Annotated in this window: 20 protein-coding genes, 1 other RNA gene and 1 pseudogene; 8 read left to right on the top strand and 14 right to left on the bottom strand. The window is 62.0% G+C overall.

The features are described from left to right. Complete coding sequence (gene miaA, locus AC1D35_RS00570; protein ID WP_113311957.1) at positions 1-897, bottom strand: tRNA (adenosine(37)-N6)-dimethylallyltransferase MiaA; 897 nt, start codon at positions 895-897, stop codon at positions 1-3. Between miaA and serB the strand changes: the two genes are divergently transcribed. Then, positions 896-1786, top strand: a complete 891-nt coding sequence (gene serB / locus AC1D35_RS00565) for a phosphoserine phosphatase SerB (protein WP_113311956.1) — start codon at positions 896-898, stop codon at positions 1784-1786. The two genes, miaA and serB, sit on opposite strands and share 2 nt — an antisense overlap. Before the next feature lie 80 nt (positions 1787-1866). On the opposite strand, the gene AC1D35_RS00560 is transcribed toward serB, so the two are convergent. The 6 genes from AC1D35_RS00560 to AC1D35_RS00535 all read right to left on the bottom strand — a co-directional run bounded on the left by AC1D35_RS00560 (position 1867) and on the right by AC1D35_RS00535 (position 7555). Beyond that, entirely contained in the window at positions 1867-3618 is a 1752-nt protein-coding gene (locus tag AC1D35_RS00560; RefSeq protein WP_113311955.1) for a Do family serine endopeptidase, read from the bottom strand. A 103-nt stretch (positions 3619-3721) separates the two neighbouring features. Then, complete coding sequence (locus AC1D35_RS00555) at positions 3722-3907, bottom strand: DUF2065 domain-containing protein (RefSeq protein ID WP_113311954.1); 186 nt, start codon at positions 3905-3907, stop codon at positions 3722-3724. An 11-nt stretch (positions 3908-3918) separates the two neighbouring features. Next, positions 3919-4884, bottom strand: a complete 966-nt coding sequence (hflC, locus tag AC1D35_RS00550; protein ID WP_113311953.1) for a protease modulator HflC — start codon at positions 4882-4884, stop codon at positions 3919-3921. Between the two features lie 3 nt (positions 4885-4887). Then, positions 4888-5979: an FtsH protease activity modulator HflK gene (gene hflK, locus AC1D35_RS00545; RefSeq protein ID WP_477938160.1), complete on the bottom strand. Its 1092-nt coding sequence runs from the start codon at positions 5977-5979 to the stop codon at positions 4888-4890. Positions 5980-6125: 146 nt separating this feature from the next. Continuing rightward, positions 6126-6647, bottom strand: a complete 522-nt coding sequence (locus AC1D35_RS00540; protein ID WP_113311951.1) for a dihydrofolate reductase — start codon at positions 6645-6647, stop codon at positions 6126-6128. 113 nt (positions 6648-6760) lie between these two features. Then, positions 6761-7555 carry a thymidylate synthase gene (locus AC1D35_RS00535; RefSeq protein ID WP_113300157.1) on the bottom strand — a complete coding sequence of 265 codons (795 nt, stop codon included), beginning with the start codon at positions 7553-7555 and terminating at the stop codon, positions 6761-6763. Positions 7556-7669: 114 nt separating this feature from the next. On the opposite strand from AC1D35_RS00535, the gene ssrA reads away from it, so the two are divergent. The 4 genes from ssrA (at position 7670) to AC1D35_RS00515 (ending at position 9233) form a co-directional block, all read left to right on the top strand. Further along, positions 7670-8047, top strand: a transfer-messenger RNA (tmRNA) gene (gene ssrA / locus AC1D35_RS00530). Positions 8048-8178: 131 nt separating this feature from the next. After that, complete coding sequence (locus AC1D35_RS00525) at positions 8179-8691, top strand: SspB family protein (protein ID WP_477938159.1); 513 nt, start codon at positions 8179-8181, stop codon at positions 8689-8691. Between the two features lie 48 nt (positions 8692-8739). After that, entirely contained in the window at positions 8740-8928 is a 189-nt protein-coding gene (locus tag AC1D35_RS00520) for a DUF4169 family protein (RefSeq protein WP_113300155.1), read from the top strand. 83 nt (positions 8929-9011) lie between these two features. Continuing rightward, complete coding sequence (locus tag AC1D35_RS00515) at positions 9012-9233, top strand: ribbon-helix-helix domain-containing protein (RefSeq protein ID WP_113300154.1); 222 nt, start codon at positions 9012-9014, stop codon at positions 9231-9233. 26 nt (positions 9234-9259) lie between these two features. Here the strand turns inward: AC1D35_RS00515 and AC1D35_RS00510 are convergent, their stop codons facing one another. The 3 genes from AC1D35_RS00510 to AC1D35_RS00500 all read right to left on the bottom strand — a co-directional run bounded on the left by AC1D35_RS00510 (position 9260) and on the right by AC1D35_RS00500 (position 15632). After that, positions 9260-12976 (bottom strand): AsmA family protein, encoded by a 3717-nt coding sequence (locus AC1D35_RS00510; RefSeq protein WP_113311950.1) that lies wholly within the window; start codon positions 12974-12976, stop codon positions 9260-9262. A gap of 89 nt (positions 12977-13065) precedes the next feature. Next, the gene (locus AC1D35_RS00505) at positions 13066-14478 is read right to left on the bottom strand and encodes an FAD-linked oxidase C-terminal domain-containing protein (protein ID WP_113300152.1); all 1413 of its coding nucleotides are present in this window, start codon (positions 14476-14478) and stop codon (positions 13066-13068) included. Positions 14479-14579: 101 nt separating this feature from the next. After that, positions 14580-15632: an aldo/keto reductase gene (locus AC1D35_RS00500; RefSeq protein ID WP_113311949.1), complete on the bottom strand. Its 1053-nt coding sequence runs from the start codon at positions 15630-15632 to the stop codon at positions 14580-14582. Between the two features lie 97 nt (positions 15633-15729). On the opposite strand from AC1D35_RS00500, the gene AC1D35_RS00495 reads away from it, so the two are divergent. Both AC1D35_RS00495 and AC1D35_RS00490 read left to right on the top strand, forming a co-directional pair. After that, positions 15730-16632: a LysR family transcriptional regulator gene (locus tag AC1D35_RS00495; RefSeq protein ID WP_113311948.1), complete on the top strand. Its 903-nt coding sequence runs from the start codon at positions 15730-15732 to the stop codon at positions 16630-16632. Between the two features lie 151 nt (positions 16633-16783). Then, positions 16784-17878: an AbrB family transcriptional regulator gene (locus tag AC1D35_RS00490; RefSeq protein WP_477832140.1), complete on the top strand. Its 1095-nt coding sequence runs from the start codon at positions 16784-16786 to the stop codon at positions 17876-17878. A gap of 42 nt (positions 17879-17920) precedes the next feature. Here the strand turns inward: AC1D35_RS00490 and AC1D35_RS00485 are convergent, their stop codons facing one another. From AC1D35_RS00485 to AC1D35_RS00475, 3 genes are all read right to left on the bottom strand, one after another. Further along, entirely contained in the window at positions 17921-18346 is a 426-nt protein-coding gene (locus tag AC1D35_RS00485) for a GFA family protein (RefSeq protein ID WP_113311946.1), read from the bottom strand. A 58-nt stretch (positions 18347-18404) separates the two neighbouring features. Next, on the bottom strand, positions 18405-19037 hold the full coding sequence (locus tag AC1D35_RS00480; RefSeq protein ID WP_113311945.1) for a DapH/DapD/GlmU-related protein: 633 nt from the start codon (positions 19035-19037) through the stop codon (positions 18405-18407). 106 nt (positions 19038-19143) lie between these two features. Then, positions 19144-20070, bottom strand: coding sequence for an AraC family transcriptional regulator (locus AC1D35_RS00475; protein ID WP_113311944.1), 927 nt, complete (start codon positions 20068-20070; stop codon positions 19144-19146). A gap of 49 nt (positions 20071-20119) precedes the next feature. Here AC1D35_RS00475 and AC1D35_RS00470 point away from each other — a divergent pair, with 49 nt between their 5' ends. Then, on the top strand, positions 20120-20527 hold the full coding sequence (locus AC1D35_RS00470) for a DUF2000 family protein (RefSeq protein WP_113300145.1): 408 nt from the start codon (positions 20120-20122) through the stop codon (positions 20525-20527). A 53-nt stretch (positions 20528-20580) separates the two neighbouring features. Here the strand turns inward: AC1D35_RS00470 and AC1D35_RS00465 are convergent. Beyond that, positions 20581-20783, bottom strand: a pseudogene (locus AC1D35_RS00465) (Asd/ArgC dimerization domain-containing protein); the annotation flags it as partial. Positions 20784-20920: the final 137 nt, after the last annotated feature.

Genomic DNA, 20920 nt, shown 5'->3' with positions numbered 1-20920 from the left:
CTAAGGCGAAACCCGCTCCCAGCTTTCGTCCATCTGATTGCGGAACCAGGTCATCTGCCGCTTGGCATATTGCCGGGTGGCGGCCGCACCACGCTCGATCACTTCGCCACGGTTCATCTCGCCGCGCAGCATCGCTGCGATCTGCGACACGCCAATTGCCTTCATGACCGGCATCTCGGCGGGAATATCCAACGCCAGYAGGGCCTTCACCTCATCCTCCGCCCCCTGCTCCAGCATCCGCTCGAAGCGCCCGTTGATGCGCTGATGCAGCAGGGCACGATCCGGCAGCACGACGATCTTGCGTGCCGTATCGGGATCGATGATCTGAAGCCCCGCCTGACCCTGAAATTCGGCGATCGACTGACCCGTTGCCTCGAAAACCTCCATCGCCCGCACGATCCTCTGCCCGTCCTGCACGTTCAGGCTTTTAGCAACTGCAGGATCAGCTTTCACAAGTTCCGCATGCAGACCCTCCGCCCCCTCCTCGATCAGCCGCGCCCGCAGCCGTTGACGTATTTCGTCCGGGATGACAGGCATTTCCGAAAGGCCGCCCGTCAGCGCCTTGAAATAGAGCCCCGTGCCACCGACGAAGACCGGCAGCTTTTCTTCGGCGCGAATGCGCGGCAAGAGCGCCGTCACGTCCCGCAGCCAGGCGCCCGTCGAATAGGCCTGACCTGCCGGCACATGGCCGTAGAGATGGTGGGGAACGCCCTCCATATCCTCCTGCGAAGGGCGCGCCGTCAGCACCCGCAATGTGTCATAGACCTGCATGCTGTCGGCATTGATCACCACGCCGCCATGGCGTTTGGCGAGGTCAACGGCAAGCGCGGACTTGCCGCTGGCGGTCGGCCCGGTTATCAGGATCGCGTTCACAGTGCTCAGAAGGTTTTCCATCATGGCCCTCGTTGCCACGCTTGTTGCCAATCCGTCAAACCCCGTTCTTTCGCCTGAGATCGCCGAGCGCGCCGCCGGTGCTGTCAAGGCGTCCGGGCTCTATTGGCTGGCGGATGGCATTGCCTGCGATATCGTACTCGCAGACGGCAGCGACAGGCAGGCAGCCGAGGCCAACCTGCTCGCCGCCATCGCCGGCAGCCCGATCGACCTGGTCATCCAGCAACAGGAAACCCGCCGCAAGAAGCTGCTGATCGCCGATATGGATTCGACGATGATCGGCCAGGAATGCATAGACGAACTCGCCGCCGAAGTCGGCCTCAAGGATAAGGTCGCGACGATTACCGCCCGCGCCATGAACGGCGAAATCGCCTTCGAGCCCGCATTACGCGAACGCGTCGCCCTGCTAAAGCGTCTGCCGATCTCTGTCGTCGACGAAGTCATTGAAAAGCGCATCACGCTGACACCAGGCGGCCCCGAACTGATCGCCACGATGAAGGCGAAAGGCTATTATACCGCCCTCGTCTCCGGCGGCTTCACCGTCTTCACGAGCCGCATCGCCGCCACGCTCGGCTTCGACGAAAACCGTGCCAATATCCTGCTGGAGGAAGGCGGCTTCCTGTCCGGTCACGTCGCCGAGCCGATCCTCGGCAAGCAGGCGAAGGTCGACGCCCTCAACGACATCGCCGCCCGCCTCGGCATCTCCCCTGAAGACGCCATCGCCGTTGGCGACGGCGCCAACGACCTCGGCATGCTGCATCTGGCCGGTTCCGGCGTCGCTCTGCACGCCAAGCCCGCCGTCGCCGCCGAAGCCGACATGCGTATCAACCACGGCGACCTGACGGCGCTGCTCTATATCCAGGGATACCGGAAGACGGATTTCGTGACGGCCTGAGCCTCACGATGCATCGCTAACATTGAAAAGGAGCGGCTAACCGCTCCTTTTTTTGATTTTCGGATCTGTATTCGACGACCCTACTCCATCGGCACCGCAACGAACCGCAGGTCGCCATTCGCGGCAGCGACCATCATTTGCGCATTGCGCCGGCCTTCCTGCTTCAAAGTCTGCACCTTGCTGGCGACAGCATCCGGCGACTTCATGAATTCCTGGGCGACCTCGACGATCACGTCGCCGGGCTTCAGGCCCTTTTCCGCGGCTGCCGACCCCGGTGCCACCTCTGTCACGACAACGCCGTCGACGCTCTCGGCAATGCCGAAGGTCTTGCGGGTCTCGGGGCTGAGCAGCGAGAGCGACAGGCCGAGCACGTGCTTGGGAGCGGCCTGACCGGGCGTTGCCTGATCCTGGCCCATTCCTTGTCCCTGGCCCGTTCCTTGTCCTTGGCTCTGATCCTGTTGCTGCGGATCCTGCCCGTCAGGTGCGGCCTGCCCCTGATCGCCATCCTGATTCGGTTCGTCCATATCGTTGTTTTCGCCGGGATCAGGATTGATGACGCCGTCATCAGTCGAATTGTCGGCAGCCGCCGCCTGGTCGCTGTCCTCGAGACGGCCGAGCGTCACTTTGACGGTCTGCTCCTTGCCGTCGCGCAGCACCACTACGTCGACCTGCTTGCCGACAGAACTTTCGGCCACCACGCGCGGCAGATCGCGCATCTCGCTTACGGTCTTGCCGTCGAATTTCAGGATGACGTCACCTGCCTTGATCGAGCCGTCATCGACCGGCCCGCCTTTGATGACACCCGCGACCAGCGCGCCCCTGGCGCTGTCGAGGCCGAGACTGTCGGCCACTTCGTCGGTGACAGGCTGGATGCGCACGCCAAGCCAGCCGCGCCGCGTCTCGCCATATTCGCGAAGCTGATCGACGACGCCGGAAGCAAGCTCCGACGGCACGGAGAAGCCGATGCCGATCGAGCCGCCCGACGGAGAGATGATTGCGGTATTGATGCCGATCACCTCGCCCTTCATGTTGAAGAGCGGACCGCCGGAATTGCCCTTGTTGATCGCCGCATCCGTCTGGATGAAGTTGTCGTAGGGACCGGCATTGATGTTGCGGCCGCGGCCCGAAATGATGCCGACCGTCACCGATCCGCCGAAGCCGAACGGGTTGCCGATCGCCATCACCCAGTCACCGATGCGCATCGTGCTGGAATCGCCGAACTTGACGGATTTCAACGGTTGCTTCGGCTCCACCTTCAGCACGGAAAGGTCGGTCTTGGTATCGGTGCCGATCAGCTTGGCCTTGAGCTTGGAGCCGTTGGCAAAATTGATCTCGATATCGTCGGCGCCCTCGATCACGTGGTTGTTCGTGACGATATAGCCCGAGGGATCGATCACGAAGCCGGAGCCGAGCGAGCTGACATTGTGGTTGGGGCCGCGATTGCCCTGCTTCTTGTTGAAGAAGTCGTTGAAGAATTCCTGGAAGGGCGAGCCGTCGGGGGCGCGCGGTGCGGGGCCTGCGCCCTCGTCATCCTTCACGTTCTGCGAGGTCGAGATATTGACCACGGCATCGAGCAGCCCTTCGGCAAGATCCGCGACGGAAGCCGGTCCGCTGCCCGGAGCCGTCATCTGCATCGGCGGAGCCGCGGGCGCAACTGCAGCCGGTGAGATGGGCGCGGGCTGAGGTGCCGCGGGCGCTGCCTGTTCAGGTACAGCGGGCGCCGGGGCGGTTTGCGCATGCGCAACACCGCCTGCACCGACATTTGCCAGGAGGGCAGTGCCGGCCAAAAGCGCGAGCGTTCGTCTGAAGGGCGAGCGAGTCGTGGGGGCCATCAAGCTTCCTCGTCTGGGGATAAAGCGCACATACACCATCAGCATAAGGCGGAATGATGGAGGGCGAAATCACCTTTTCGAGAAATCCCCGTGCGAATATGACTTAGCCTCGTAAAAGCCAGACACAGCCGACGCCGAGCGCCATCGCAGCAAGCCCGAAGACCCTGAGTTGTCGTTCGGGCACGGTAGGAAGAAGCTTCGCCATCTCGACAAGAAAACGAGGGGCCAGTGCGTAGACCAGCCCCTCGATGATGAGGAAGAATGCAAGCCCGGTGAGGAGGTCCTGCATTCCGTCTGTCGTCAGTTCGCCGGCTGTGCCGGAGCGGCCGGCTGCGCGGCTGCGGGCGGCAAGAGGCCACCGGTCTGGCCCGGTCCAGCGGGCTGGCTGCCGTCAGCATTCTCGAAGTAGCGGAAGAACTGCGAGCTCGGCGAAAGCACCAGCGTCGTATCCTGCGAGGAAAGTGCCGTGGAATAGGCGGCCATCGAGCGATAGAACTCGAAGAAGGCCGGGTCCTTGCCGAAGGATTCAGCGAAGATCCGGTTACGGTCCGCGTCACCCTGACCGCGTAGGATTTCCGAATCGCGTTGCGCGTCGGCGGTGAGCTCGACGACCTGGCGGTCGGCGATAGCCCGGCGGCGCTGGCCCTCTTCATTACCTTCGGCGCGGATGCGCTCTGCTTCGGCCAGACGCTCGGAGCGCATGGCGTTGTAGGTGTTCGGAGCCACTTCCGGCGAAAGATCCGTCCGACGGATACGGACGTCATCGATATGCAGGCCGAGATTTTCGGCATCCGTGCGAAGATCGTCGCGGATTTCGAGCATCATCGCCACGCGCTCTTCCGAAAGCGCTGCGTTGTAGTCACGCAGACCGTAGACACGGCGAAGCGAGGAATCGAGCTGCGCGCGCAGCCGTGCCTCGGCAGCGTCGCGGTCGCCTGACACCGTTTCACGGAAACGGCGCACATCCGCGATGTTGTAGATCACGAAGGCATCGACATCGAAGGTCTGGCCGTCCTGAACCTGAACGCGGATATTATCGAGGTCGAGCCGCAGGGCGCGCTTCTCCACAAACTGTACGCGGTCGGCATCCATGAAGCCGAACGGCAGCTTGAAATAGAGACCAGGCTCGGTCTTCACCGACTGGATCTGACCGAAGCGTACGACGATTGCCTGTTCACGCGCATTCACGACGAAGATCGACGAATAGAGAATGGCGAGAAGGATCGCGAGCGCGATGAGGATTACGGGAAGTCTGTTCGATACCATGGTTCAACCTCCCTGCCGTGCCGGAGCCGGTCTGTTGATCTCGTTGAGCGGCAGGTAGGGCACGACGCCCTGCTTGTCGTCGATCAGGACCTTCTTGGAGTTCTTCAGAACCTGCTCCATCGTTTCGAGGAACAGGCGCTTGCGCGTCACGTCGGGAGCCTTCGAATATTCGTCATTGATGGCCGTAAAGCGCTGTGCCTCACCTTCCGCTTCCTTGACGACGCGGTCCTTATAGGCGGCTGCGTCTTCACGGATACGGGCGGCATCGCCTCGCGCCTGGCCGAGCTTCTGGTTCGTATAGTGGTTGGCGTCCTCGATCGTGCTGTCGCGGTCGCGGCCGGCACGCTGAACTTCTTCGAAGGAGTCGGCAACTTCGCGCGGCGGCGCCACGTTCTGGATCGTTACGCCCGTCACGGTGATGCCCGCGCCGTAGCGGTTCATCGTATCCTGAACGATGTTGAGAACCTGCGTCTCGATCGGCTGGCGGTTGCTGCGGAATTCGTCCAGTGCAGGACGGCGGCCGACGACTTCGCGCATGGCGCTGTCGGAAACCTGCTGCAGCGTCTCGGCCGCGTTCTCGACGCCGAAAAGATAGGCCCTCGGGTCGCTGATCGTATAAAAGACAGCAAACTGCACGTTGATGACGCTCTTGTCGCTCGACAGCATCAGACCGCTGGAAGAGCCAGCCGTGGTCGCGCCGATATTGAGCTGCTGCACCGTCACCTTGACCGTCTCGACGGTCTCAAGCGGCCAGAAATGGAAATGCAGGCCCGGCATGGAAATTTCTTCCTTGGGCTTGCCGAAGCGCAGCTCGACGCCGCGCTCGTCCGGCTGGACGACGTAAATACATTGGAAAAGCCAGAAGATCGCGATGACAGCCACGACGATCGCAACGACACCGCCGTTGAAACCGCCCGGAATAAAGCCGCGCAGCTGATCCTGCCCGCGCCGGATAATGTCTTCAAGATCGGGCGGACCGCCCTTGCCGCCGCCACCGCCGCGTGGACGGTTCGGCCCCTGCCCCCATGGTCCCTGATTATTACCGCCGCCGCCGCCCCAAGGGCCGCCGCCGCCATTCTGATTGCTCCAGGGCATCAAAACCTCGTTGTTCGTTACGTCATACACATCCAACCGCCGTGGGGGCTGCCGGCGGATGCGATCCGACCGTTATAAGTATCACAGCACCGGCTTTCAACGCGGTGTCAGAAACTTGGTCAATATAATTGGAAAATAGTTCCTTTTCAGGCGTCTCGACGTTCATAAACGACGAAACGGGTGGGAAAGGTATCCTTCTCCCCGGCCGGAACATCAAGGCTCTCCGTCGCCACCCAGACAGCGGGATCGATGTCAGGAAAAGATGTATCGCCATCCACGTCGGCCTCGACATGCGTCACGCACATCCGGTCGGCCAGCGCCATCGCCTGCGCGTAGATCTGCCCGCCGCCGAGAATGGAGATCTCGTTTTCGCCCTGATTGCGAGCGAGCTCTTCGGCCATCGTGATCGCTTCGTCGAGCGAGCGGGCCATATGCACGTCGGCATGATCGATATCGGCGCCGCGCGAGATCACCACATGCTGGCGCCCCGGCAGCGGCTTGCCGCCGAAGCTCTCGAATGTCTTGCGGCCGACCACGACAGGCTTGCCTGTTGTCATCGCCTTGAAGCGCTTGAGATCGGTCGAAAGCCGCCAGGGCATGTCGCCGTCGCGGCCGATGATGCCATTGCGCGCAACGGCAACGAAGATGGTCTTGCGGATATCGGACATCGGCCTTCCCGGCTTGGAGCATGTCGCTCAAAACTGTGCAGCCGTCTTGCGATAACGACATGCGAAACAAAAGTCTAAAGCGTGGGAAGCGATCAGAGAGATCGCGACACGCTTCAGACGGCGATCGGCGCCTTGATACTGGCATCGGCATCATAACCGACGAGCTCGAAATCCTCGTAGACGAAGCCGAATATATCCTTCACGTCACGCTTGAACACCATGCGGGGCAGCGGCTTCGGCTGACGCGTCAGCTGCAGCTTCGCCTGGTCGAAATGGTTGTGGTAGAGATGCGTATCGCCGAGCGTATGAACGAACTCGCCGTATTTCAGCCCCGTCACCTGCGCCACCATCATCGTCAGCAGCGCATAAGAGGCGATATTGAACGGCACGCCGAGGAAGATATCGGCAGAACGCTGGTAAAGTTGGCAGGAAAGCTTGCCGTCGGCCACATAGAACTGGAACAGGCAGTGGCAGGGCGGCAACGCCATATTGTCCACTTCGGCCGGATTCCAGGCCGAAACGATATGGCGGCGCGAATTCGGATTCTTGACGAGGCCCTTCACGAGATTGTCGATCTGATCGATATGCCCGCCATCGGGCGCCGGCCAGGAGCGCCACTGCGCCCCATAGACCGGTCCGAGATCACCGTTTTCGTCGGCCCATTCGTCCCAGATGCTGACGCCGTTGTCCTTCAGATAGCGAATATTGGTCTCGCCCTTCAGGAACCACAAGAGCTCATAGATGATCGAGCGCAGATGCAGCTTCTTCGTCGTCAGCACCGGAAAGCCGGCATCGAGATCGAAACGCATCTGATGGCCGAAGACCGAGCGCGTGCCTGTGCCGGTACGATCGCCGCGGTCGGTGCCGTTTTCCATCACATGGCTCAGGAGGTCGAGATATTGCTTCATGGTGTCAGCCGATTCCTTTTGCCAGCAATTTAAGGGCAAAGCGGCTGAAAACCAATGAGCTCTCCTGAATATCCAAGCAAAACTGCGGGAAACCGCGACGCTTTTATGACGTATCCCCTTCCCTTGCGATCACAAAAACACTATATCCCTCCTGCCGGCTTTCGGGCCGGCTATGGCGATAAACGGGCGGTGGAATAAACCTATTGGACCCGGGGGCGGTACCCGGCGCCTCCACCAAAAACAGGCGGATTTCCGTGAGTGGAAAAGGCCTGCTTTTGATGGGGGCGAAATAGGATCGACAAGGGTGTAAAGATCGACTTTTCGCTCGGCATGATACCGCCGTTATCGGGTCACAAGTGTAGTTGCAAACGACAACAACGCTAAGGAATACGCTCTCGCTGCCTAATGGCGGTGTGAGAATTCCGAACTAAGCCCTTACGGTTAGCCCCGTAAGGCGGGGTCCGAAGGCACCTGGCAACAGAAGCCTTCACCTTCTCCCCTTTTTCGACGAAATCATGTATGCTTGATGAACGCATGAATCGGCTTGCGCCTTTCCCAAAGCGCCCGGACGTGCCATATAAGTTCGTGAAAAGACTTCTAAACCGACGAAAGACAGGAAAAGCATGGGGCAGGATCATATCCGCTACGACATTCTGGCACAGGACGCGTTGCGCGGTGTCATCCGCAAGGTCTTGACCGAAGTCGGAACGACGGGCCGTCTGCCCGGCGACCATCACTTCTTCATCACGTTTCTCACGGGCGCTCCCGGCGTGCRCATTTCGCAGCACCTGAAGTCCAAATATCCTGAGCAGATGACCATCGTCATCCAGCACCAGTTCTGGGAACTGAAGATCACCGAATCCCATTTCGAGATCGGCCTGTCCTTCTCCGACGTGCCGGAAAAGCTCGTCATCCCCTTCAATGCCATCAGAGGCTTCTACGACCCCTCGGTCAATTTCGAACTGGAGTTCGACGTCCCGCTGAGCGACGGCGAGGAACTGCCGGCGGCCGAGATCACCGCCTATCCCGTCGATGCCATCAAGACGGAGGGTGCGGACGAAAAGCCTACCGCCGACGGCGAAGAGAAGAAGCCGGGCTCCGTTATCTCGCTCGATTCCTTCCGCAAGAAGCAGTAATGCAGAGGGAGGCGAATGCCTCCCTTTTTTCGTGATGGAGGCAACTGCATGAGCGCCGAAATCGTCAACCTACGCCAGTTCCGCAAGCAGCAGGCTCGCTCCGAGAAGGAAAAGCAGGCGGAGCAGAATCGTATCTCCCACGGCCGTACCAAGGCCGAAAAACAATTGACCCGCGCCCTCAACGAGAAGGCCGAAAAGGCTCTCGATCAGGGCCGTATCGAAGACGACGAGACCTGATCGCCAGTGGGTGAAAAGCCCGAGCGATCAAACAGATGCGATTCCTGCCTGAATCGCTTTCTCAACGAAGACGAAGCAGCCCGATGATCCGCAAACACTCGGCGACATTGCATGGGCACCGCACCAGTTTCTCGCTGGAAGATGAATTCTGGACCGAGTTGAAGGCGATTGCCGCAAGTCGCTCCCTGCCGCTCGCGGCGCTGATATCCGAAATCGATGATGGCCGCCCGCCTGACAGCAACCTCTCCTCGGCGCTGCGTCTGCACGTTCTGTGCTGGCTGAAAAATGCCGCGGCGAACGCCTGATAGGCCGGCCTGCCTGACCAGCCCTCTTACTGCGCCTGAACGCCCGGCAACTGATCGAAATTAAGCTGCCCGGGCGACAAGGGCTGTTCGGCCCGCCGCGCGGCCTCGGCCTCCGAAGCAGCTTTAGCCTTCGCTTCTGCCTCAGCCTTGGCGCGTGCCTCCGCTTCGGCAGCCGCCTTCGCCTCGGCTACCGCCTTGCGCTGTGCGGCTTCCTGCGCAAGGGCCCTCAGTCGCTCTTCTTCCGCCTTCCGCTGGCGCTCGACCTCGGCAGCCGCAGCCCGCTGGGCGTCATTGAACCGGTAGAGCGCCACCTCACGCCGCAGCCGCTGCTTTTCCAGCACATTGGTCTGCAGCCGCTCGACGCGCCGCCGCTCGCGCTCAAAAGCGCGCAGCGAAAGGTAGCTCGTGATGTCGGTCACATCCATCGTCTTGCCTGGAGAAGCCAGCAGGCCGGAGAAGTTCAACCGGATGCCGGGCTCCGCACCCGAAAGCGCCTCCGCGCCGGGATTGAGACCGATGCCCAGCGTCGCGCTGATGCGCCCCTGCGGCAGCTCGACCTGCGCATCGGCAGTCAAATGCGCCAGGTCGTTGGCGACGCTGACATTCTGGACCCGCAGCGTACCGTCAGTCACGTTGAAGGGAATGCCGAGCGGCGGCAGCTTCGCCTCGCCGTTGTTCAGCAGCGTTTCGACGATCGGATGTATCTTGCCGGCATTGATCTGGTCCTGCATCGGATCGGTAGCGGCCAGCAGCGGCGCCAGGATCGCGAGGTTCAGCCCGCGAACGCTGGTCTCGCCGAGCCGGATTTCGCCCGAGCCGTTCAGCGAACTCGCAATGTCCGAAACCGTCTTGCCCGAAGCTTCGAGCGCCAGCGACAGGCCGAACTTGCCGTTGGCGACAGGGGCGCCGTCGCGCGGCCAGACCACGCCGCCAAGATCGGAATCGGCAAGCACCAGCCGCGACTGCAGGAAGCCCGTGCCGTTGGCATTGGTAAAGAGCATATTGCCCGAAAGCGTGCCGCCATCCCAGATGCCCGCCATGTTATTGAGTTGCACCTCGTCGCCCTTGTAGGCGACATCGGAGGTGAAATCATTGACAGCCGTATCGAAGAGCCCTGGCCAGAACTGCTTGGCGGTGAGCTTCAGATTGACGTCGAGATCGCGGAAGAGCGGCTGGCCGAGGGCTGCCGTCGTCAACTGGCCGTTGGCCGGGTCGTTGATCTGCCCGAATACCGCCTCGCCGAGCCAGCCGAGATCGGCCTTGGAAAGCGCAAGGGCGCCGCTTGCCGTCGTCTTCGCCGCCTTGCGGTCGAAGGTCAGCGCGCCGGAGAATTCATTGTCGGCCGCATGGCCCTTGAGGTCGGAGAAAACCACCTTATCGGGATCGATGGCCGCGTTGGTCTGCAGACCAAAGGGCAGCCCGGTGCCAAGCTCAGGCAGCGCGATGCCGTTCATGACCAGATACGGATCGAGATCGGCGCTTTCGAGCGACACGGCGAGATTGCCGTTCATGAAGGTGTCGGGCCGCACATCGACCTTGCCGTTTGCCGTAAACGACGTCCGGTCTGTCGCGAAGGTCAGCGCGGCATCGGCAGGATCGTTGCCCGCCGCCGTTACCTTCAGCGTCATGCGGCCGTTGGCGCCTGCATCGATCGGCAGAGGATCGAGACCCGCCTGGCCGAAGAGGATCGACGGAACGGCGTTGTCGAGCGTCGCCTCCAGCGTCGTCGTGCCGTTGCCGGTCAGCGCCAGAAGGTCTGACATGCGGTAGTCGAGATTGACGCGGCTGCCGTTCGAAACACCTGCCAGCGTCACTGACAGCGCATTGCCGTCATCGCCCCCGAGCGTCAGCGCGCCGCGAAGAGCAGTATTGCCGTACCAGGCGGCATTACGCACCAGCCGGTCCATGACCGGGTGATGCGGCAGATGCTCACGCAGCATGGCAAAGAAGGAGCCGGGATCTGCGGACTTGAAGGTGATCTCGCCGGTGCCCTTGTAGTCGAGCAGCGACCCTTCCGCTTTGCCGGTCGCCGTCAGCTCGGCACCCGCAAGGTTCTTGATCGACATCCGGTCGACGGAAAGAGCTCCGTCGGCGAGCGTAAAGGTGGTCTCGACATTGTCGGCCTGCACACCGAAAGCCGTGAACTTGTCGGCCTTGAGCTGTGCGGCAATCTTGTGGTCGAGCACGTTGTCGCCGGCGTCCTGGCCGGTAAAGAGGCCGGTTAGCGCCCGCAGCGCATCGAGATCGAGCGTATCGCCGTTCAGTGCGACGGATAAAGACGGCGTCTGGCCGTTGGTCGCCTGCCGCTCCAGCCGCCCCTTCAGCGTCGCAGCACCGATCGCGATTTCCAGGTTTTCGAAGCGCTGCAGATCATGTGTCAGGCTGACGTTGGCTGAAAAGCCCGCCCGCCGCAGCTGGCGGATGGCCGGATCGACCGACCCCGCCAGCCAGGAGGCAAGCCCGGTCGGCTGGTTGGAGGCAACCACCATCTGGCCGTTGAAGGACGGATCGCCCGTGAGCGTCAGCTTGCCCTTGCCTTCCACCTGCGTGCGGCCGGGTAGCGTGCCGACGGCATTGCCGATCATCCAGCCATTGCCGGCGGGCTCCAGTTCCAGCGCCACATCGCGGATCGTCGTATCGCCGGCAACGATTGCAGGCAGGCGCACGGTCGCCTTGCCCGGCACCTGCGGGATCGGCACTTGGGCGATGATCTCGATCAGCGAATTCAGCCTCTGACGTGCCGAAACCGCCGGGTCGCGGTTGGTCTTGCCGGCAGCGCCCTGATTGCCGATCCGGTTCACGTCGATCTGCTGACCATCGGCGGTCAGCAGGAATTCCGGCGCGGTGCCGGTATCGAGCGTCGCCTCGCCGGAGATCACATAGGGATCGTCGGTCGAGCCGACTTCCATGCGGTATTCGGGAATGCGGATGCGGTCGTTGGTGAGCTCGAAACGGCCCTTGAGGCGCGGCGGCGGCGGCTCCCCCTTTTCGGCCTTGCCTTCGCGGTTTTCGATCGCCGCAGAGAGCGTGCCCTGATAGTTCGGACGGCTGTCGACGAGCTTCAGCTCGCCATCGAGATCGACGGTGACCGGATGTTTGTCGGGTGCAAGCCGGGTGCGCATGCGCAACACGCCACTCTCGTCCGGCTGATTGCTGGAGATCGAAAAGCTGCCATGCTCGCCGTCGAGCGCGCCGTCGCCCTCGATGTGCCACGGACCTGCGAGCGACTTGGCCGACATCTCGGCATTGAGCCCGGTCACGTTCCGCGAACGGCCGGACTGGTCGTCGACGAACTCGATCTCGCCACCGCTCACATGCACATTTTCCAGAACCACGGTCTTGGCCGGAATTTCCGGCCGGCTGCCGCGTGTCCAGTCCAGCGCACCATCCTTCAGAAGCCGCAGCCGCACCTTGGGGTTGACGACGCGCATGTCGAAGATCAGCGCTTCGCCCGAGAGGAACGGCGCAAGCTCGGCATCCATGGAGAACTGCTCGACCTGCACCACAGGCGTGCCGTCGTCCTCCTGGCCGACGCGTACATCGTGCAGCGTCACGGACGGAAACGGCAGAAGCCGTGCGTCGACCGTGCCATGCACCGTCACCTTCTTGCCGATGATGCGGCTTGCCTGATCCTCGAAATTCTTGCGAAAGTCTGTCCAGTCGATGAACAACGGCGCCAGCAGTGCCACGAAGAGCACTACGACGATCACTCCTCCTAGAAAGACGAGGAAGCGGCCTACCAAGTCAGGGATTCTCCATTCGGGATTCTGTTGCCGACACTAGCGCTATTCATGCCGGGAGCAAGGGCCAAGATCATGAGATTATTCCATTTTCAGCCCAGATGAAAAATCTTGCCGGGATTGAGGATATTGTCAGGATCGAGCGCCCGTTTGATCTGGCGCATCAAATCCACCGTACCGCCGAGCTCCTGCTCCAGAAACGCCATTTTCCCCTGCCCGATCCCGTGTTCACCGGTGCATGTGCCATCCATTGCGAGCGCCCGCGCATTCAGCCGGGCCACGAATTCCTCGGCTGTCGCGATCCCCGCGGCACTCTTGTCGTCGAACAATAGCTGCACATGGAAGTTCCCGTCGCCCGCATGGCCGACGATCGGCGCCAGCAAACCATTTGCCTCGATATCGGCCTGCGTCTCGGCAACGCAATCCGCAAGCCGCGATATCGGAACACAGACATCGGTCGAAAGTACGGCAAGTCCGGGTGCGAGCGCGCGCACCGACCAGTAGGCGTCATGGCGCGCCTTCCAGAGTTTCGTCCGCTCCTCGGGGCTCGCCGTCCACTTGAATTCGCCGCCGCCGCATTCGGCCGCGATCTCGGCAAAGGCCGCCGATTGCAGCGCCACCGTCTCATCCGTGCCGTGGAATTCGAGGAAGAGCGCCGGGCTCTCCTCATAGGGAAGGCCGGCATAGGCGATGCTGGCACGCATCTGCAGCGCATCGACGAGTTCGATGCGGGCCACCGGAATGCCCATCTGGATCGTCATGATGACGGCGTCGCAGGCCGCCTTCACGCTCGGAAAGGCGCAGACGCCGCCAGCGATCTTCTGCGGAATGCCATGCAGCCGCAGCGTCACCGAAGTGAGGATGCCGAGCGTGCCTTCCGCGCCGACGAAAAGCCGCGTCATGTCGTAACCGGCCGACGACTTGCGAGCGCGGCGCGCGGTGCGGATTTCCTCCCCCGTCGCAGTGATTGCCGTCACTGAAAGCACATTGTCCTTCATCGTTCCGTAGCGCACAGCATTGGTGCCGGAGGCCCGCGTCGAGGTCATGCCGCCGATCGAGGCGTTGGCGCCGGGATCGATCGGGAAGAACAGGCCGGTATCGCGCAGATGGATGTTGAGCGCCTCGCGGGTAATGCCGGGCTCGACCGTGCAGTCGAGATCCTCAGGATTGACCTCGATCACCCGATTCATGCGGCTGAAATCGATGGAAATGCCGCCATCCGGGGCATTGACCTGGCCCTCGAGCGAAGAGCCGGTACCGAAGCCGATAACAGGCACCTTATGGTCGGCGCAGGCTCGCACAGCGGTCTTGACGTCGTCAGCCGTCTCGGCAAAGAGCACGCCATCGGGCAGTTGGGCAGGGATATAGGTGGTCGTGTGTGCATGCTGGGCGCGAAAAGCCTGGCCGGTCTGGAAGCGCTCCCCGAAGCGCTGTTTCAGAATGCCCGTGACGGCTTCGATCCCCGCTTCGTTTCGCACCCCAGCCTTCGCGTCGCGCAGTGCCATGCCCTTGATCTCCCTGCATTCCACAGCCTGCTACAGTATCTGTAGCAGGCTGGGTATGAGGCAAGTCAAAGCGGCTGTCCAGCCGGGATTCCGGGAAGATTTCATCCCATCTTTGTTGCAGGGACAGCGGGTGGATTGAGCCGCGCAAAGCCCTCCTGCCGATAATAGGGGAAGTAGGGATAAGGCGGCGTCACGGCACTGGCTGTGTCCAGCCGCTCGATCTGCTCCCGCGTCAGGCTCCAGCCGACGGCACCGAGATTTTGCCGCAGCTGCTCCTCGTTTCGCGCGCCGATGATGACGCTTGAAACCGTTGGCCGGCCGATCAGCCAGTTGATGGCGATCTGCGGCACCGTCTTGCCGGTCTCGGCCGAGATCTCGTCCAGCACATCGACGATATCGAAGAGCTTTTCGTCATCGACAGGTGGACCGTAGTCGGCGGTCTGATGCAGGCGGCTTCCCTCGGGCAGCGGCGCACCACGACGGATCTTGCCGGTCAGCCGGCCCCAGGCGAGCGGGCTCCAGACCAGCGCGCCTACCTGCTGGTCTGCGGCAAGCGGCATCAGCTCCCATTCGTAATCCCGCCCGGCCAGCGAATAATAGACCTGATGGGCAACATAAGGCGGGTAGCCATATTTCTCGGAAATGCCGAGCGATTTCATCAGCTGCCAGCCGGAGAAATTGGAAACGCCGATATAACGCACCTTGCCGGCAGCTACGAGCCCGTCGAGCGTCGAAAGCACCTCCTCCACCGGTGTCGACGCATCGAAGGCGTGAAGCTGCAAGAGGTCGATGTAGTCGGTGCCCAGCCGGCGCAGCGCATCCTCGGTCGCGCGGATCAACCGCGCCCGCGAGCTGCCCCAGTCATTTGGCCCCTCGCCCATTGGCAGCGCCGTCTTGGTGGAGATCAACACAGCATCGCGCCGGCCAGAGATTGCCTGTCCCAGCACCTCCTCCGAAGCACCGGCGGAATAGACATCTGCCGTATCGAAAAGCGTCACGCCGGCCTCCAGGCAGATATCCACCATCCGCCGCGCCTCCTGCGCATCCGTCGTGCCCCAGGCGCCGAAGAGCGGGCCGCTGCCGCCGAAGGTTCCGGCCCCGAAGCTCAGCACCGGCACCTTCAGGCCCGATGCGCCGAGATTTCTGTATTCCATGATCCGATCTCCTATTCTCTCAGGTAGAGATAGACCCCACTATTACGATGATATAGATTGCCTGTGAGCATATCATCTGTGATTTGAATTCATCATCATGAGCCGTCAGGACATCAATCGATCCGGCGAAATGGAAGTCTTCGTCAGCGTCGTCGAGCGCGGCGGCTTCTCCGCTGCCGCGCAGATGCGGCGCATGACGCCGTCAGCCGTGAGCAAGCTGGTCGCACGGCTGGAGACCCGGCTCGGCACCCGCCTCGTCAACCGCTCGACGCGCAAGCTGCAGCTCACGCCGGAAGGCTGCGCCTTCTATGAACGCAGCATCGCAATTCTCGCCAACATATCGGAGGCCGAGCGTTTCGCCTCTGCCGGGGAGCAGGCGGCGGGCCGCATCAGTGTCAACACCAGCGGCTCCTTCGGCAATCATGTGCTGGCGCCGCTGATACCGGACTTCATGGCCGAGCATCCGGACGTCACACTCGATATCACCCACACCGACAAGATCGTCGACCTGCTGGAAGAGCGCGCCGATGTCGCAATCCGCGCCGGCCCGCTGAAGACATCGAGCCTGATCGCCCGCAAGCTCGGGGCCGCCGGAAAGATCATCGTTGCCTCGCCCGATTATCTGCAGCGACACGGTGAACCGCGCTCAGCCGCCGAACTGTACAATCATCGCCGCATCGGCTTTTCCTATGCCCGGGCGCTGGAAGGCTGGCCGCTCATAGACAATGGCGGGACGATCACCATTCCCCTGACACCGGGCCTGCAGGTCGGCGATGGTGAGGCCATGCGTTACCTGGCGCTCTCTGGCGCCGGCCTTGCCCGCATGACCGAATTCACCGTCCGCGCCGATATCGCCGCAGGCCGGCTCGTTACCGTTCTGGAAGAGCTCAGCCCCGGTGATGTCGAGGAGTTCTATGCCGTCTATATCGGCCAGGGCGGACCACTGCCGGCGCGCGTGCGCGCCCTGCTTGATTTCCTTGCCAAACACGTCAGGCTTTAGGGAGAGAAAGGCCAGATTCCGCAATTGACCCTCTGGCCGCCCCGCGCCTATACCGGGTCTGCGCCTGCCGGCCCTCGCAGCCGGCCTCTTCATAATGCCGGGGCCTCCTCCCACCTACGCCTTCGGGCTCGCTCCGGTCGAAAAGTTCGGGATTATAGTTTTGGACGCAAGCAGCTTCCTTCAGAAAGCGAGCCTGCCCAAATGGGCATTGCTGCTCGCCTTGTCGGCCATATCAGTCCTTTTCCTCGAACTCTTCGCGCTGCCCGCCTCGCTGCTGATCGGCCCGATGGTTGCCGCCATCGTACTGGCCCTGACCGTCGGCAGGGGTCAGCTGCGCGTGCCCTACTGGCCACTGCAGTTCGGCCAGGTGCTGGTCGGCCTCTTGATGGCGCGCAACATTACACCCGACATCCTCGGCACCATGGCCAAGGATGCGCCGCTCTTCTTTCTCTTCATCGTCTCGGTCATCGCCATTGCCGCCGGCCTCGGCTGGCTGCTCACGCGCTGGCAGGTGCTGCCCGGCACGACCGCCGTCTGGGGCTCTTCACCCGGCGGTGCCTCGGCCATGGTCATCATGTCGGAGGCCTATGGCGCCGATGCTCGCCTCGTCGCCTTCATGCAATACCTGCGCGTCGTCTTCGTCGCCGTCGGCGCCTCCGTCATCTCCCGTCTCTGGATTGCCGCAGATGGCGAGGAGCCGCCGCCGGTGATCTTCTTCCCACCCGTCGACTGGCCGGCCTTCGCCATGACCATGGTCTTCGCTGCTATCTGCTGCTACGGCGTCTTCCGCCTCCGCATCCAGGGCGGCAATATCGTCATCCCGCTGATTGGCGGCGCCGTTCTGCAGGGCTTCGGACTGTTGAAGATCGAGCTGCCGATGTGGATCCTGGCGCTGAGCTACGCACTGATCGGCTGGAGCATCGGCCTGCGCTTTACCCGCTCGATCATCAAGCATGCCGCCCGCGCCTTGCCGCGCGTCTCCGCTTCCATCCTCATACTGATGACGCTCTGCGGCTGCATGGCGGTGGCGCTCCACAAATTCGCCGGCATCGACCCGCTGACCGCCTATCTGGCGACCAGCCCCGGCGGCGCCGATTCCGTCGCCATCATCGCCGCCTCAAGCGATGTCGACGTGCCCTTCGTCATGGCCATGCAGACCGGCCGCTTCATGATGATCCTGTTGATCGGCCCGGCGCTCGCCCGCTTCATCGCCCGCCGGTCGGGGCTTGCGGAGCAGTCCGTCTAAGTTCGCGGCGAAAACCGAATTTTGCCCTTAGCGGGCATGATCTCAGGTCGTCGGCTCGAACCGGAGTATCCCGGCCACCTGCGGCCCGGACCCGGAATCCGCAGGATGGGAGACACCATCCATGACCTGAACCTCCGGGAAATCAAAGGGGCTGACGCCCGCAATGCATGCGACGTTGATGCCGAACTGGTTTGGATTCGAGCGGCGCTGATGATGGGTATAGATGCCGCAGGTCTTGCAGAAATAGTGCCTGGCGATGCCGGTATTGAATTGATAAAGCGTCAGATTGTCTTCGCCCTGGACAAATTCGATATCCGAAAGCTGTGCCGAGACGACAATTGCGCCCCGCATCCGGCAGTAGGAGCATGAACAGCGGCGAATCGTGTTGAATGCGTCGGCGAGCCGGACGCGGAACCTGACGGAACCGCAGTGGCACGCTGCATCATGTTGTTGTCTCTCGTCGCTCATTGCCAGCCACCCTCGTTGTTCTCAGTAGAAGCGCTACACATTTTTTGCTGAGATTGTTCTACGACCAGCGCTCGCAGAAGGCCTCGATGTCGTTGGACTGGAAGTCCGCGAGCCGCTCCATGATGGTCTCGAATGGCCAATCCCACCAAGCGATGGAAGCAAGCTTCTCTGCGATATCCCGCGTGAACCGCTCGCGAATGAATTTGGCCGGAACGCCGCCGACGATCGTATATGGCTGGACGTCTTTGGTGACGACCGCTCCTGCAGCAAGCACGGCACCGTCTCCGACCTTTACACCCGGCAACACGATGACCCCATGGCCAATCCAGACGTCATGACCGATGACGGCGCGATCTCCCTTGCGCTCATCGAAGAAGGACTGATCGCGCACGGCATCAGCTGAGTAATATTCAGGGCAATAGCTGAAACGATGCATGGACGGGCGGTCCATCGGATGATTGGGCGCGCCGATCCTGACCTCTGCTGCAATAGCGCAGAATTTTCCAATCGTCGCGTCACCGACGATACAGCGAGGGCCCAGATAGGAATAATCCCCGAGTTCGACCGTGTGCAGAGATGTGTCCGCCAAGATCTCGCAGCATCTGCCTATATCGGAATCTCTGATACTCGCCGTCGAGTGGATAACGGTCTCGGCGATTTTGGGGCGATTTGGTTGTGTGGTCGAGTGCATTGACAGTCTCCAGGTGTTGGCCTGCCTACCCGGGGACAATGAAGGATATGTGACGCTAGACTGCCAAAGAACCGGGCAGCGAAATCAGTTATAGAAGGCCATCAGATCAGGAGCGCGGCAGGCTGCCATCGCTGGCCTTCGCCGCATAAAAACGCTGAAGCCCTGCCCAACGCCCCGGCGTCATGCCATAGGCCTTCTTGAAATGCCGGATGAAATGCGCCTGGTCGGCAAAGCCGGTCGCGGCGGCCACGTCGGCAAAACCTTCGCCCTCGCCCATCAGGGCCTTTGCCTGCTGCAGCCGCCGCATCACCATGTAACGGTGCGGGCTGGTGGCAAAGGCTGTGCGGAAATGCCGTGACAGGGTGAAACGGTCGAGCCCGGTAATGCTCTCCAGCTCGCCCGAGCGCACCGGCCGCAGAGCATGCGCCTCCAGATAATCCCGCGCCGCCCGCACCTGTTTCCAGGCGACAGTGCCCAGAACCCGTCGGCGCACCTGCGAATGCCGCGACAGGCCACCTGCCACGCGGCTGACGAAATCATCGACGAAGAGTTCGTCCAGCTCCCGGTCCAGTTCGCCGAGTGCGGCGAGCAGTACCTGGGCCAGCGCTCCGTCGGCGATCACGGGCTGGTCGACGAAGGGAAGACCTATCTTTTCCGCCTCAAGGCATTCCATCAGCAGCGCCGGCTCCATATAGAGCATGCGGTAATGCAGCCCGGCTTCGGTCGCAGCTCCTCCATCGTGCTCCTCGTCGGGATGCAGCACGATGACCTGCCCCGGCATGCTGAAGCGCCGCTCGCCGCGATAGGTGAAGGTCTGCACGCCGTGCAGGGTGACGCCGAGCGCATAGGTATCATGCCGGTGCGGCTCGAACATGTTGCCCGAGAACTGCGCCTCGATGCGCTCGATGCCGGGAAAAGCCGGCGCAGTCAGGATGCCGCTGCCGGCGGGCGCGGCCAGTATGCCGCTGCCGGCCTGCGGCTCGCACAAACGTTCAAGACCTTCGAAGACCTGCGGCGTTAGATCCTGGCTCAATGCCCGTAACTACCCTTATGAAGTCGATACCCTGATGAAAGAGACTGGAATGTTTGATACCAAAATTGCGATCGTCCTGCGAAACAATCTTGCCGGCTGGCAGAAGCTGAATGTCACAGCCTTCCTTTCGACAGGCATCGCCGGGCAATATCCTGACATTATCGGCGAACCCTACAAGGACCGCGCCGGCAATCTCTACAACCCGCTATCCATCCAGCCGATCATCGTCCTGTCGGCCGACGAAGCGACGATATCGACGATCCACCGCCGCGCGCTGGAACGCGAGGTGACCTCCTCGGTCTTCATCGAAGAAATGTTTTCAACCGGCCACGACGCCGCTAACCGGGCCGTCTTTGCCGAATACGCCCCGGACGACGCCAAGGTCGTCGGCATTGCGCTCCGCGCCGATAAGAAGATCGTCGACAAGATCACCAAGGGCGCGACGATGCAGCATTGAGGCAAGACGGCCGGGTAACCCCCGGCCGTTCTCGTTTCAGCCTGGCAGCAGCTGTCGGCAATCTGCACGGCGTTCAGCGCCGCCCCTTCAGCAACTGGTCGCCGACGACGAAGAGCGCAATGCTGCGCCCGGAGGGATCGCCGAGATCTTTCCTGACGCGGCCGACCAGCACATCGTCCTGGCCTGATGCTTCCGACGGCATCAGGAAATGATTGTCCGCGCGGTCGCCCACCAGCCGCAGGCCCGGAGCATCGGCGCCCGGATACAGGTGATGCCGATCGCAAGCTCATCCGCGCCAAGGATACACCTGCCCTCTCTTCGATTCGACGCCTGAAACGCAAACGTCCCCCGCATCGCTGCGGAGGACGGTTAAAATCGACCAAGGACAGGGCA

This window comes from Rhizobium sp. P1_E6 (assembly GCF_056405875.1).
This window is presented reverse-complemented; position numbering and strand designations above follow the sequence as displayed.